The organism is Clostridium sp., assembly GCF_018372875.1.
GTDB lineage: Bacteria > Bacillota > Clostridia > Clostridiales > Clostridiaceae > Clostridium.
Map to the genome: position 1 here is coordinate 1 of NZ_JAHAIF010000009.1, position 14514 is coordinate 14514.

Annotated in this window: 12 protein-coding genes and 1 pseudogene; 11 read left to right on the forward strand and 2 right to left on the reverse strand. The window is 29.1% G+C overall.

The annotated features are described in order from the left end of the window. The 5 genes and pseudogenes from KIB46_RS04730 to KIB46_RS04750 all read left to right on the forward strand — a co-directional run. On the forward strand, positions 1-651 hold a 651-nt coding region (locus tag KIB46_RS04730), incomplete at its 5' end, for a PRD domain-containing protein (RefSeq protein WP_291671028.1). 150 nt (positions 652-801) lie between these two features. Further along, a complete protein-coding gene (locus KIB46_RS04735) occupies positions 802-2664 on the forward strand; it encodes a beta-glucoside-specific PTS transporter subunit IIABC (RefSeq protein WP_291671029.1) in 1863 nt (620 codons plus the stop codon). A 12-nt stretch (positions 2665-2676) separates the two neighbouring features. Next, positions 2677-3749 (forward strand): annotated as a pseudogene (locus KIB46_RS04740) (family 1 glycosylhydrolase). 326 nt (positions 3750-4075) lie between these two features. Then, positions 4076-4708, forward strand: coding sequence for a pullulanase-associated domain-containing protein (locus tag KIB46_RS04745; protein ID WP_291671069.1), 633 nt, complete (start codon positions 4076-4078; stop codon positions 4706-4708). Positions 4709-4915: 207 nt separating this feature from the next. Then, positions 4916-5314 carry a hypothetical protein gene (locus KIB46_RS04750; RefSeq protein ID WP_291671030.1) on the forward strand — a complete coding sequence of 133 codons (399 nt, stop codon included), beginning with the start codon at positions 4916-4918 and terminating at the stop codon, positions 5312-5314. A 243-nt stretch (positions 5315-5557) separates the two neighbouring features. On the opposite strand, the gene KIB46_RS04755 is transcribed toward KIB46_RS04750, so the two are convergent. Continuing rightward, positions 5558-7423, reverse strand: a complete 1866-nt coding sequence (locus KIB46_RS04755; protein ID WP_291671031.1) for an alpha/beta hydrolase — start codon at positions 7421-7423, stop codon at positions 5558-5560. Positions 7424-7624: 201 nt separating this feature from the next. Here KIB46_RS04755 and KIB46_RS04760 point away from each other — a divergent pair, with 201 nt between their 5' ends. Beyond that, on the forward strand, positions 7625-8566 hold the full coding sequence (locus KIB46_RS04760; RefSeq protein ID WP_291671032.1) for an AraC family transcriptional regulator: 942 nt from the start codon (positions 7625-7627) through the stop codon (positions 8564-8566). A 72-nt stretch (positions 8567-8638) separates the two neighbouring features. Here KIB46_RS04760 and KIB46_RS04765 read toward each other — a convergent pair whose 3' ends face one another. After that, positions 8639-9334: an AraC family transcriptional regulator gene (locus tag KIB46_RS04765; protein WP_156563112.1), complete on the reverse strand. Its 696-nt coding sequence runs from the start codon at positions 9332-9334 to the stop codon at positions 8639-8641. Between the two features lie 172 nt (positions 9335-9506). Here KIB46_RS04765 and KIB46_RS04770 point away from each other — a divergent pair, with 172 nt between their 5' ends. The 5 genes from KIB46_RS04770 (at position 9507) to KIB46_RS04790 (ending at position 14468) form a co-directional block, all read left to right on the forward strand. Continuing rightward, positions 9507-10460 carry an ABC transporter permease gene (locus KIB46_RS04770; protein ID WP_156563109.1) on the forward strand — a complete coding sequence of 318 codons (954 nt, stop codon included), beginning with the start codon at positions 9507-9509 and terminating at the stop codon, positions 10458-10460. Then, the gene (locus tag KIB46_RS04775) at positions 10450-11400 is read left to right on the forward strand and encodes an iron chelate uptake ABC transporter family permease subunit (RefSeq protein WP_291671033.1); all 951 of its coding nucleotides are present in this window, start codon (positions 10450-10452) and stop codon (positions 11398-11400) included. Before KIB46_RS04770 ends, KIB46_RS04775 begins: the two co-directional genes overlap by 11 nt. After that, complete coding sequence (locus KIB46_RS04780) at positions 11397-12152, forward strand: ABC transporter ATP-binding protein (RefSeq protein ID WP_156563105.1); 756 nt, start codon at positions 11397-11399, stop codon at positions 12150-12152. The genes KIB46_RS04775 and KIB46_RS04780 overlap by 4 nt, the downstream gene beginning before the upstream one ends. Before the next feature lie 19 nt (positions 12153-12171). Then, positions 12172-13104 (forward strand): siderophore ABC transporter substrate-binding protein, encoded by a 933-nt coding sequence (locus KIB46_RS04785; RefSeq protein ID WP_291671034.1) that lies wholly within the window; start codon positions 12172-12174, stop codon positions 13102-13104. Between the two features lie 182 nt (positions 13105-13286). Next, positions 13287-14468 carry a cation:proton antiporter gene (locus KIB46_RS04790; RefSeq protein ID WP_291671035.1) on the forward strand — a complete coding sequence of 394 codons (1182 nt, stop codon included), beginning with the start codon at positions 13287-13289 and terminating at the stop codon, positions 14466-14468. Positions 14469-14514: the final 46 nt, after the last annotated feature.

Here is a 14514-nt window from a genome sequence, read left to right on the forward strand (position 1 = left end):
ATGATTTTAGAACATATACCTACAGAACAAATATCATTGTGCTATGATATTGTGGAATATGCTAAGAACATGTTAAACTGTGAACTTAATGATTATATTTATGTAACATTAACTGATCATATAAGTTATACATTAAAATTATTTGATGAAGGGATAGAAAGACCCAACATATTGATTTGGGAAATAAAAAAGTTTTATCCTAAAGAATATAATATTGGATTAAAGGCTTTAGAGTTTATTGAAAGTGAACTTGGTAAAAAGCTTAATGAAGAAGAAGCCGGAAATATTGCACTTCACTTGATAACAGCTCAGATTAATGGAAAAAGCGATAAAACTGATATTGCTTATAATATGACCAAAAAGATTCAGGATATACTAAATATTGTGAAATATACATATGATATTGAATTAGATGAACACTCTTTAAACTATGAAAGGTTTATTACTCATTTAAGATTTTTCTTTAAAAGACTTAATAATAAAACACAGTATAGAAATGAAAATGAAGACTTTCTTTTACCACAAGTAAAGGAAAAATATAAAGATGCATATAAATGTATGCTTAAGATAGAAAAATATTTAAATATAGAGTTAAGTCATGAAGAACAGCTTTATTTGACACTTCATATTAAGCGTATTGTAAATAGATAATAATAGAAATAATTAAATATTTAGGATTGTTACTGTTAAATCAGGCAAGACCATTAGGTTTAAAAATACAAAAGAAATTTAGTATTATTAAACTTTAGGTCTTGCTTTTTTATATATAGATTATGATTAATTTAAAAGGAGCGATTGCTTATGAAATACGAAAATCTTGCAAAAGAAATAATTAAAAATGTTGGTGGTAAAGAAAACGTTAGTGGTTTAACTCATTGTATAACTAGATTACGTTTTAAGTTAAAAGATGAAAAAAAGGCTAACACCGATGTATTGAAAAATATGGATGGTGTAGTTACAGTTGTTCAAAGTGGTGGACAGTATCAAGTAGTTATAGGAAATCATGTTCCAGATGTTTATGCAGATGTAGTTTCAGTTGCAGGACTTTCTGAAGGGGCAGGAAATAATTCTTCAGAAAAGATGAAGACTTTTGATAAATTAATTGATATTATATCAGGAGTTTTTCAACCAGTACTTGGAGTATTAGCTGCAACTGGTATGATTAAAGGATTTTTAGCAATGTTTGTTGCTTTGGGATGGTTAAGTACTGAAAGTGGTGCTTACACTATACTACAAACAATTGGAGACAGCTTATTTTATTTCTTTCCAATATTCTTAGGACTTACAGCAGCTAAGAAGTTTAATGTAAATCAATTTGTAGCTATGGCAATAGGTGCATCTCTTGTTCATCCTACAATAGCAGGTATTGCAGGTAAGACAATTGAATTCTTTGGTATTCCAGTTATAATGCCTTCAGGTGGTTATACTTCAACTGTTATTCCAGTTATAATTTCAATTGTATTTGCATCTTATGTTGAAAAGTTATTTAAGAAAATTATTCCGGATATTGTTAAAACTTTTATTGTTCCAATGTTAACTTTAGTAGTAGTAGTTCCTGTTACTTTTTTAGCTATAGGACCAGTAGCATCATATGCTAGTGAAATATTAGGAAATATAACATTAACTATTTATAATTTAAACTCAACTATAGCAGGTTTATTCATCGGTGGATTCTATCAAATATTTATTATGTTTGGTTTACATTGGGGATTAGTTCCAATAGCAATGAACAATTTCACAGTTTTAGGATATGACCCAATTGTAGCTACTTCAGTTGCAATATGTTTTGCGCAAACAGGTGTAGTTTTAGCAATAGCATTAAAAGCAAAAAATAAGAAATTAAAATCATTATGTGTTCCATCAATCATTTCAGGATTCTTTGGTGTTACTGAACCAGCAATTTATGGTATTACATTACCAAGAAAAAAACCATTTATAGTAAGCTGTATAATAGGTGCAGTTACAGGAGGTATCCTTGGTTTCTTTGAATCTAAAAAATATATGCCAGGTGGTTTAGGAATATTTGTTTTACCGAACTTTATAGGACCAAATGGAGCTGACAAAGGATTTTATGGAGTTGTTATAGCAATGGCAGCAGGTTTAATTTTAGGATTTTTAGCAATGTTATTTGTAAAATTAGATCCAAAGGATATGGAAGATAATAATTCTAATACAGATGGTTCACAGGATAGTGAAAATACATTAGTTAAACAAGAAGTTATTTCAAGCCCATTAAAAGGAGAATTAACAGAGCTAAAAAATGTTGAAGATGAAGCATTTGCTTGTGGTGTATTAGGTAAAGGTATAGCAATAATGCCAACAGAGGGGAAAGTTGTAGCTCCAGCAGATGGAGTACTTACAACACTATTCCCAACAGGACACGCTATGGGAATTACAACTAATAATGGAGCAGAAATATTAATACATGTTGGTATGGATACTGTAAAATTAGAAGGAAAACACTTTACATTAAAAGCTAAACAAGGAGACACAATTAAAAAAGGACAGACTTTAGTAGAATTTGATATTAATGCAATTGAAAAAGAAGGATATTCTTTAATCACACCAGTGATTATAACAAACTCAGATAATTATTTAGATGTTGTAGAAACAACTAATAATAGTGTAGATGCTGGAGATGAGCTTCTTACAGTTGTACATTAGGATGGATATAACATGAGTTTTCCAAAAGATTTTTATTGGGGTGGTGCTACTACTGCCAATCAATATGAAGGTGCATATAATGTAGATTGAAGAGGACTAGCACCTCAATTTACACCATATCCATAAGATGCAAAGGGTGTAATTTTAGATGGGTATTATTATCCTAACCATAATGCAATTGATTTCTATCATCATTATAAAGAAGATATTGCTTTATTTGCAGAAATGGGATTTAAAATGTTTCGTATGTCTATTTCGTGGTCAAGAATATTTCCAAATGGAATAGAATAAGAGCCAAATAAAAAAGGTCTTGATTTTTATCTGGATGGAAAAATCGTAAACTCATTTCACTATTTGATAGATATACTGAAGTATTGTTTAATGAATATAAAGGGCTAGTTAAATATTGGCTAACATTTAATGAAATAAATAGCTTCTAATGTTCAAAGATTTTATTCCTAACATGTCAAAGGATGATATAGCGAATAATTATCAAGCGTTACATAATCACTTTGTTGCAAGTGCAAGAGCTGTACAACGTGCACATTCTATTGATCCAGAATACAAAGTAGGATGTATGATAGCTGGAGCATGTTCGTATCCATTAACATGTGCTCCAGAAGAGGATATTAAAGATTTAAATTAGTCTTGGTTCAAAAAATCCATATATCCAATATTCTGAAGAATGGGGATGGGGAATGGACCCTATAGGTTTACGTTATTATTTAAATGAAATCTATAATCGTTATGAAATTCCAGTTATGGTTGTTGAAAATGGGCTAGGAGCTATAGATGAACTAACAGAAGATAAAAAAGTACATGATCAATATCGTATTGAATACCTAAGAGAACATATTAAATCAATGGAAGGTGCCTTAGGAGATGGGGTTGATTTAATTGCATATACTCCTTGGGGATGTATTGATTTAATTAGTGCTTCTACTGGAGAAATGAAAAAGCGTTATGGTTTCATTTATGTAGACCTTAATAATGAAGGTAATGGAACAATGAAAAGATATAAAAAGGATTCATTTGAGTGGTATAAGAAGGTTATATCTTCTAATGGAGAAGAATTAGGCTTATAAAATAAATAAAAGAAAGGAAGTCTATTATGAGTGTTATTCATAATAGGCTTCTTTATTTTTTGAGTTAATCTTTTAGGTGAACTATTTTTTATGTTCAAAAATAGAATAAAAAGTTATCTTTAGCATTAGGGAATATATGTAAAGTTCTCATTTTCGGAATAAGGTTAAAATGGTTAAAGATATAGTAATATATTAGTATTTTCTCAACAACATTAGAAGTTCCAGAAGGTAAATATGTATATAAATTTAAACCTTATAGTGGCAATGATTGGTCAGATGCTTTCTTAGATTCAGGTAACCAAGTAATATCTGATGGTAACTCTGTAATTTATGTTGGAGAAGAAAGTAAAGTAGAAAATAAGTATGTAGAGTTTAAGTATGTAAAACCAGATAAGGATTTTGAAGATTGGAATATATGGATGTGGTCGGCAGGCTTTGATGGAATGAAAAAGAACTTTTCTTCTTTTGATGGAGATACTGCTACAGCAAGATTCTTAGTTCCAGAGGGCGCATCTACAATAAGTTTTATTATTAGAAAAGGGGAGTGGGTAGATAGATATAGGGATAGGAATTTATATTTTAATAATGCACAGGATCAAATTGAAAGTGTTAATGTAAAAGTTGAAGATGAAAATGGTAACTCTAACTTATATGGTATGCCTTATGATTCTACCAACCAATACTTTGAGTATAGGCTTAACAATATTCAAGAAGGAAGATATGAATATACCTTTATAGTAGATGGAGAAGAGGCTAAATCAGGTGTTGTAGACTTAAAGTTATATTATATTAACGGAGTAGCTGAAGTATCACCTAAAGAAGTTGATTATCATCAAAACACAGTAGTTAAGGTTACTTTAGATGAAGATGTAAGCAAAGATAATATAAAAGAAATTTATATGGATTTATCAGAAGTTGGTGGATGTAATAAAGTTCCTATGGATTTAGCTTTATTATAGAATTGATACAGTTAAACATGTAGAGGGAGCTACTTGGAAATCATTGAAAAACAGCGTAACAGAGATAGATCCTACCTTTAAGATGATAGGTGAATATTATGGAGCTGATGTAGATTCAACATTTAACAAGTTAGAAAATGGTGAAATGGATGCATTATTATAACTGATAAAGGTATTCCAGTAATTTATTATGGTGAAGAGTTAGGCATGACTGGTAAGAACGGAATGGAATTAGGTGATGCTAAGAGATATGATATGGACTTTTCTAGATTAGAAGATCCTGAATATGCAAAAGTTTATAATCATTATAAGAAATTATTAAATATAAGAAAGGATAACTCTCTAGTATTTTCTAAAGGTGATAGAGTAACTATTGGCGGCAGTGATGAAGATAAGTTTAGTGCATTTAGTAGAACTTATAACGGTGAATCTGGAGTTACAGTTCTAAATATTGATGAGGTGGAACAAGAACGCTCTATAGATGTTCCATATGAGGTAGGAACTGTACTTGTTGATCGTTATAACAATAAGGAATATACGGTTAATGAAAATGGAGTAGTAAATGTGGCGATACCGGCTATTAGTGAGGGGGAACAGTTATATTAACAACTAAAAAGACATCTAGTGATTCAGATAATGGAAATGTAAATAATGGAGTTAACAAAGATGAAAGTGGGGATACTATTAAGACTGGTGATTCTTTAAAGATGGAAGGCGTTATATTCCTAGTAGCATTAATGGTTACTTCATTAGGAGCTATTATTAAAAACAAAAAGAAAGTAGCTAAATAATAAAAGAGGATGTATCAAAATTTATTTTGATACATCCTTTTTAAAATATTTTATTATATTATCCCATGAACATGAATGTATGACAAGTAAATACTGAAGCAACTTGCATGAAGCATAGTAAGCTTCCTACTATAATTCCAGGAACATAAGGATTATTACAATATTTAAATATACGACGTAATACAAGTATAGCTATTGGGAACACAGGTATTGCATTAATCATATATGTGAATGTAAATGTTGATCCAAATATATTTTGCTGTACCCCTGTCTTAGCAAATAAATAGTATCCAACAAATGTGATTACAAGTGCAGGGATCATATTCATAAATGCAAAGAATAAATCATTTAACCATGTAGGCTCTTTACCAATTTTTGAGTAGTATGCAGAATTTATTGCAATACTAACAGCGATACCAAACAATAAATAGAATGGTAGGTAAGTAAAGAATAAGTATAAGTGATCTAAAGGTAATTCACGCATTCCCCATAGATAATAACGTAAATCTATTTGGAATATATATTGTGCAATATACACAACAGCTAGTACACTTAATATTCCTATGATAGCTAATAATATTGACTTTATAACATCAATAAATGGAATTCTTACACCCCATTGCTTTAAAGTATCTCCTTCTTTTCTTCCATATAAGAAGTAAGAACCAAAAGAAGTAAATAACATGAAAAGTCCATTAGCTAATGCCCATAAAGCGTATATATTACTTGTTTGTTGTGGCAATTGATTTGTTACAAAGTATCCTAATCCTTTATTAAAGATTACAGATATACTTATGAAAGCAAATGCACAGTTAAGAATGGTTAATGACCAGAACCAAATTTTTCCTTTTTTATTTGGAGCAGGACGTAATTGTTTATTATCTTCAGCTTTTAAGCTAGAGAAGAATTTTGTTTTTGTTAATACTGCAATTGTAAATATACATATAGCTAAGGCACCAGCAAGTCCTAAAATAGATGCGATACTATAGAATTTCCAAATTTGCATACTACCAAGTTTATATTGTGGAGCTTCTAATGTTTCTTGGAAAAAGTCCACTACTGATGCTACAGCACCACTACCACCTTGTGGCTTTGGATGAATTTCGTTAGCTTTTGTAATACGACGAATTACTTGTTTACCATTTATATCAGTTGAGTATGTATGTCCAGGAAGTACTTCATCACCTGGGAATGCAGATGGTGCTTGTCCAAAACTAGCGAATGATTTAGCTTCATTAGAAGCTAAGAACTCTTGAGCTGATATTATTTTTCCAGTATCATCTTGGGTACTGAAATAAACATGGTCGTAGAATGTATAGTAAAGACCTACACTACGGTCTCCATATACGTTTGCCCAGTTTCCTTCAAAATCTTTAAAAGTAGGGTTACTTGCAATAAGGTATACTGAAGAGATTAATTTATTAGGACTCATATTATCTAAAGTAACACTAATATTTGTAGCATTACCACCCATTGAATGACCAACTATACCTATTTGGTTTGAATCAACATAATCTAAATCGCTTGCATATCTTACAGCAGAGTAAATTCCATATCCTTCTGTGTTGATATCAGTGAAGAATGTTTCATAAGAGGTTATATCAGAACCACCATGGTTTAACATATCAGGTGTTATAACAACGAATCCACGACGAGATAATTCTAATGCATATTGAGCATAACATTCTTTTGTTGTTGATAAACCATGAGCAAATACAACAGCAGGAGCTTTATTTTCTGATGTTGCATTTTTTGGACTATAAACACGAATACTAACATTATCACCAGATCGTGTTTGTATTGTTGTAGTTTCAATTCTTACTTTTCCAAAGTTACTTAGAAGTAAGTTAGAACTAATTAAACAAAATAGAGTAAAAATTAATGAGAAAATTAGTCCACGTTTAGCTGTAAATTTCTTTTTCATATGTTTCTCCCTTCACATAAATGAAAATTTAATCTTAAGTTAATAAATAATTTAACCTTACGTGATTATTATAGTAGGCAAACGATTTCATTTATATCATTATTGTGTTCAGTTTATATGACAATGTTGTTGTGGTAACAAGAATATACTTTTTAAATATGATAAAACTTTTTATAATAACGTTATCAAAGGGAGGATATTATGAATAAGAAACTAGAAATCATTGATTACCCAAATATAAAAAATATGAATTTGTTTGTGGTGGAAATTGATTATCGCGAGCCCCATCTTCACCCTGAAGTAGAGATGTTGTTTGTTTTTAAAGGTAACCCTATTTTTATTATTAATGATGAACAATTTCAATTTCAGCCGGGAGATGTTATTTTACTTAATAGTAATGATGAGCATGAAATAATTTCACAGAAGGAAACATCAATATTTTTATGTTTGCAAATATTACCTAAGTATTTTGAAGGATATTTTCCCCAAATTAGCCATGTGGTTTTTACTGATCATTGTAGATATGATATCAAGCATAATTTATTGATTTATACTTTTCTAAAGCTTGGAGAAGTTTATATAGAAAAGCCAAAATATTATCAAATTAACTGTGCAAGTATGATTAATATTATGTATTTCTATTTATTAAATCAATATTCAAAATATGAATTAAACACTGATTATAACGGAGCAATTTGTCAGAATAAATTACGTTTAAGTAGGATTACAAGTTATATAGAAGAACATTATAATGAAAAAATATCATTACAGGATATTGCAGATAGAGAAGGATTATCTGTATACTTTTTATCACATTTTATTAGGGAACATTTAAAGCAGAATTTTCAGGATTATCTAACTTTTGTAAGGTTTAATCATGCAAGAGATATGATTCTTACTACTAATATGAAATTAATAGATATTTGCTATCATTGTGGGTTTTCAGATTATCGCTATATGAACCAAGCTTTTAAAAGATATTGTAATTCTACACCAAAAGAATTTAAAAATAGTTCATCTACTACAAGGGTAAAAAAGCCATCACCAGGTGGAAGTAATCAAATAATATATAGTGAAGAAGATGCACTATATACTATTAGAAAGGCTTTTCAAGATTTTAATTTGTTTGAACCTAATATATAGATAGTATAGAGTAAAGAGAAGGAAATGCTAGAAATATTTGATTTATCTACATTTCCTTTTATATTTTGGTGTTTAAATATTTTTATATTTGTTTCTAAATTCTAAAGGGGTCATATTTTCTTTTTTCTTAAAAACTGTATTAAAATAATTTTGGTTTGAGTAACCGATAGATAATGCAATATCTGCAATGCTCATATCTGTATTCACTAAAAGTTCTTTACCTTTCTCTATTCTTTTTTCATTTAAATATCCTATAACAGTTTTCTTTTTAGTTTTCTTAAATACATTACAAAAATAAGTTTTATTAAGATTTAATTCTTTAGAAATTACATCTAAATTAATATCCTCAGAGTAGTGAGAATCGATATATTTAATAGCTTTTGTTACATTAAGATTATGACTTTCTTCTTTCACCTCTATATTTACATAAAGTAGTTGTATTAAATGAGGAAGACAATGAATTGGCTTGTATAGAATATCTTCTATATTATTCTTTTCTGTAGAATAGGGACCAATTACATAAAAGCCATAAGTATAATCATTGGGGATTATTGGACAGATTGTAATAAAAGTATTTTGTTTTTTGTTTATGTTTATAATATTTTTTTTATCATGAATTCTTTCTAAAATTCTATGAATCTTAGCATTAACAGGATTACCTAATGAAAATAATAAAGATCCATTTTCAGTGTAAGCTTCAATATTAAGATGAGTACAATTGTGGAAGTTATCTATATTCTCTTTTGCTTTATCTAATAAAGTTGTCATTTATATGCCTCCAAAAGTTTTTGCCTAAATATTTTATAAAAAAACAAAATATTTTATAAGACAAAGAATGATAAAATTGATAATATTAATGAGAATCATTATCAAACGATTATTAATATGAATTATATCAATATACATAGATTTTGTCAAAGAAGCATTCAGAGGTGAGTAGATGAAGAAAAGGTATTTAATTATTATATTAATTATACTATCCATATTATCTCTATTCGTAGGGGTAACTAATATTAAATTAGGAGATATATTTGCTTTAGATAGCACAAAGATAGAAATATTATTAACAAGTAGAGTTCCAAGATTAATAAGTATAGTTGTTGCTGGTATTGGATTAAGCATAAGTGGTCTTATAATGCAGCAAATAAGTAGAAATAAGTTTGTTTCACCAACAACAGCTGCAACTGTAGATTTCGCAAAGCTTGGAATATTAGCTTCAATGTTAGTGTTCTCATCTGCAACAACAATGCAAAAAATGCTTATATCATTTTCATTTTCTTTAGTAGGTACAATGATATTCATGAAAATGACAAAAGCAATAAAGTTTAAAAATATAATATTCATACCTTTATTAGGTATGATGCTAGGAAAAGTGGTAAATTCAATAACTACATTTTTTGCTTATAAGTATGATTTAATTCAAAATCTTTCTTCATGGATGGAGGGGGATCTATCTATGATAATGAAGGGGAATTACGAATTATTATATTTAAGTATACCAGTAGTTATAATTTCATTCCTTTATGCTAATAAGTTTACTGTAGCAGGAATGGGGGAGGATTTTGCAACGAACCTAGGCTTAAATTACAATGCAGTAGTTAATATTGGACTTGTTATTGTATCAATAATATCAGCAGTAACAATAATAACTGTAGGAAATATTCCTTTCCTTGGATTAATAGTTCCCAATATAGTTAGTCTTTATTTAGGGGACAACTTAAAAAATTCTTTATATCATACAGCCTTACTTGGACCTATATTCCTTTTAGCTTGTGATATATTTGGAAGAATAGTTATCTTCCCATTTGAAATATCTATAGGAACAACAGTAGGGGTTATAGGAAGTGCAATTTTCCTTTATATGATAGTAAGGAGGTCCGGAAATGAAGCATAAAAAATTACTTCTAGCTTTGGGAATAGCAGCAGCAATATTAGTAACAGTCTTTTTATTAATAGGATTAAATGAAAATAATTTTGATTATGCTTTATCAAGACGTATACCTAAAATTATAGCAATGATATTAGTTGGAATATCAATAGGATTTTCATCCTTAGTGTTCCAAACAATTACTAACAACAGAATTTTAACACCTAGTATATTAGGGCTAGATTCATTGTATGTGCTTTTACAAACAACATTAATATTCATCCTAGGGTCAGGTTCAGGAGTAGTAAATGGAAAGAACGCAAATTTTGTTATATCGATAGTAATAATGATCATATTTTCTTCATTAATATATAAATTTATATTTAGAAAAAATAGCAGCAATATATTCTCACTATTACTAATAGGGGTTATATGCGGAACATTATTTGAAAGCTTAACAACGTTTATGCAGGTATTAATTGATCCATTAGAGTTTCAGATGGTACAAGATAAAATGATGGCAAGCTTTAATAATATAAATACTGAAATATTACTTATATCTACTGTAGTAATAGCACTTTGTATAGTTTTTAGTATGGATTTTTTAAAGATATTAGATGTTATGTCTTTAGGAAGAGATGAAGCAATAAACCTTGGTGTTGATTACGATAAGATTACTAAAAAGATGTTGGTGGTTATAGTAATACTTACATCAGTATCTACAGCACTAGTAGGTCCTATAACATTCTTAGGACTTCTAGTAGTAAATATAGCTAGACAACTCGTGAAAACATATAAGCATAGTGAACTTGGACTAGCAACAGGTTTTATTAGTGTAATAGCTTTGATAGGTGGACAGCTTGTAGTGGAAAGAATATTGAATTTTGGAATGACAATAGGAGTAATAATAAATTTTGTAGGTGGAATCTATTTCATTTATCTTGTAATGAAGGAGAGAGCAAAATGATAGAGGTAAGAGGAATTACAAAGAAATATGGAAACAAAAATGTTGTAGACAATGTTTCTTTAAAAATAAAAGAAGGAAAAATAACTTCATTTATAGGTCCTAATGGTGCAGGTAAAAGTACTTTACTTTCGATAATAAGCAGACTTATAAAGAGGGATGCAGGTGAAGTTTTAATAGATGGTAAGGAAATATTAGAATGGGATAATAAAGAGCTTGCTAAGAAAGTTTCTATATTAAAGCAATCTAATAACATAAATATAAAGCTTACTATTAGAGAGTTAGTTAGCTTTGGAAGATTTCCTTATTGCCAAGGAAATTTAAAGGATGAAGATATTGAATTTGTGGACAAGGCAATTGAATATATGCAGCTTAAGGATATTGAAAATAAGTACTTAGATGAATTAAGTGGTGGTCAAAGACAAAGAGCGTATATTGCCATGGTAATAGCTCAAAACAGTGATTATATCTTACTAGATGAGCCATTAAATAATTTAGATATGAAGCATTCAGTTGAGATTATGAAGATATTAAGAAGATTAACTGATGAGCTTGGAAAAACAGTTATTATAGTAATCCACGACATTAATTTTGCATCTTGCTACTCAGACTATATTGTAGCTTTAAAGGATGGAAAAGTAGTTAAGGATGGTCCTACAGATGAGACAATCCAAAAGGAAGAACTTGAAAATATTTATGAAATAAAATTTGATATTCAAAATATAGATAACAGAAAAATATGTGTATATTTCTAAATAAAAAGGAGAAATGAAAATGAGTAAAAAGACAATAATTTCAATGATAGTTATTATAGCAGTTATATTTGGTATTTATGGTTTTACTAAATTTGCAGGAAATGGTGTTTCAGCAGATGGTGAGAAGATTAAAATTACTCATCAATTAGGAGAAACAGAAGTACCAAAGAATCCTTCAAGAGTGATAGTTTTTGACTATGGTATAGCAGATGCATTAAATAATTTAGATGTAGAAATAATAGGTTTACCAAAATCAAGTTTACCAAGTCTTTTAAGTAAATATGAAGATAGTAAGTACGAAAATGTAGGAAGTTTAAAAGAACCTGATATGGAAAAAGTTTATGAATTAAAGCCAGAGTTAATAATAATGTCAGGAAGATTAGAATCATACTATGAAGAATTAAATAAGATAGCTCCAACAATTTATCTAGGAGTTGATAATACTGATTATTTAGGTTCTTTCAAAAAGAATATGGAAACTTTAGGTCAAATATTTGATAAAGAAAAGGAAGTTAAAACTCAAGTTGCTAAGGTTGAAGAAGCTGTAGGTAAGGTTAATGAAAAAGCAGAAGGTATAAATGCTTTAATAGCTTTAGCTAATGATAATGCCTTTAGCGTATATGGAGAAGGATCAAGATTTGGAATAATTCACAAGGAATTTGGAATTGAAGCAGTTGATAAGACTATAGAATCATCAACACATGGACAAAAGGCTTCATTTGAATACATTTTAGATAAAAATCCAGATTATTTATTTGTAATAGATAGAACCGCTGTAACAGGTGGAAATACTTCAGCTAAGGAAATGTTTGATAATGAAATTATAAAGAAAACAGATGCATACAAGAATGGAAATATAGTATACTTAGACGCTGAGGTTTGGTACACAATAAGTGGTGGTATTGAATCAACACAAAAGATGGTTGACGAAGTATTAGAAGCTTTAATGTAATATATAGTAATTAAAAAGAGAAATTGCATTGCAATTTCTCTTTTTTGACGTCTAGCTATAAATCTAAGGTATTATTACAATTTCATATAAAAAAATAGTCACCCCACCTTTTTGCATAAATATAACTTATATAGCACTATAATGGTTATATGTGGAAAATATAGAGTTAGGAGATGGACAGGATGTTATCATACAGATATTTATTTGATATTGCTTTGATTTTGTTAAGTACAAAAGTCTTAGGAATAGTAACTAAAAAGTTCCAAATGCCTCAGGTAGTAGGGGCACTATTAGCAGGTTTAATACTAGGTCCAGCTGTTTTTAATATAATTACAGAAACTGATTTTATAAAGCAAATAGCAGAGCTTGGTGTAATAGTAATCATGTTTACAGCAGGATTATCTACAGATATTAATGAACTAAAAAGTACAGGAAAGGCATCTTTTATAGTTGCTTTATGTGGAGTTATTCTACCTCTTATAGGAGGAACTATAGTAGCTTATATTTTTAATAGGGGAGAGCTAGCAGGTGTTTATGGAAATGAATTTATAGAGAATATCTTTATTGGAATTATACTAACTGCTACATCAGTAAGTATAACTGTAGAAACTTTGAAGGAGCTTGGAAAGCTTAATGTTAAGACTGGTAATGCTATATTGGGTGCAGCCTTAATTGATGATATCTTAGGGATAATTGCATTAACTATAGTTACTAGCTTTAATGATGCAAGTGTAAGTGTAATTTTGGTGTTAATTAAGATAATATTATTTTTTATTCTTTCTGGAATATCAGGGTATCTTTTTTATAAGTGCTTTGATAAATTTGTTAATAGATATAACAGTGATATGAGAAGGTTTATTATAGCAGCCTTTGTATTTTGCTTATTATTATCATTTGTAGCAGAAAGGTTCTTTGGGGTAGCTGATATAACAGGAGCTTTTATAGCTGGACTTGTTTTGTCAAATAATAAAGAGACAAGTTATATAAATGCAAGGTTTGAAACTTTATCTTATATGTTACTTTCACCAATATTCTTTGCAAGCATTGGATTAAAAGTATCATTAAGTAAAATGTCCTTGGGAATAATTTTATTTACTATTTGTATAGTTGGTATAGGAATAATAACAAAGGTTATAGGATGTGGACTTGGAGCAAAGTTATGCGGGTTTAACAATAAAGAAGCATTACAAGTTGGTGTGGGAATGGTAGCTAGAGGTGAGGTGGCTTTGGTTGTAGCTAATAAAGGAATATCTATGGGAATTATGAATCCTGTATTTTTAGCGCCAATAATTATTTTAGTTGTGGTTTGTGCTATAACAACGCCTATAATATTAAAAATAGTTTATAAAGATAAAAATATATAAATATGATATTGATGAGAAGGAAACTTTATTTTTATTTTTGTCATTA

Coding starts and splice junctions, on each gene's coding strand:
- KIB46_RS04780 (WP_156563105.1), top strand. CDS start 11,397: ATGATAGAGGTAAGAGGAATTACAAAGAAATATGGAAACAAAAATGTT.
- KIB46_RS04760 (WP_291671032.1), top strand. CDS start 7,625: ATGAATAAGAAACTAGAAATCATTGATTACCCAAATATAAAAAATATG.
- KIB46_RS04750 (WP_291671030.1), top strand. CDS start 4,916: ATGACTGGTAAGAACGGAATGGAATTAGGTGATGCTAAGAGATATGAT.
- KIB46_RS04790 (WP_291671035.1), top strand. CDS start 13,287: ATGTTATCATACAGATATTTATTTGATATTGCTTTGATTTTGTTAAGT.
- KIB46_RS04735 (WP_291671029.1), top strand. CDS start 802: ATGAAATACGAAAATCTTGCAAAAGAAATAATTAAAAATGTTGGTGGT.
- KIB46_RS04765 (WP_156563112.1), bottom strand. CDS start 9,334: ATGACAACTTTATTAGATAAAGCAAAAGAGAATATAGATAACTTCCAC.
- KIB46_RS04770 (WP_156563109.1), top strand. CDS start 9,507: ATGAAGAAAAGGTATTTAATTATTATATTAATTATACTATCCATATTA.
- KIB46_RS04775 (WP_291671033.1), top strand. CDS start 10,450: ATGAAGCATAAAAAATTACTTCTAGCTTTGGGAATAGCAGCAGCAATA.
- KIB46_RS04785 (WP_291671034.1), top strand. CDS start 12,172: ATGAGTAAAAAGACAATAATTTCAATGATAGTTATTATAGCAGTTATA.
- KIB46_RS04755 (WP_291671031.1), bottom strand. CDS start 7,423: ATGAAAAAGAAATTTACAGCTAAACGTGGACTAATTTTCTCATTAATT.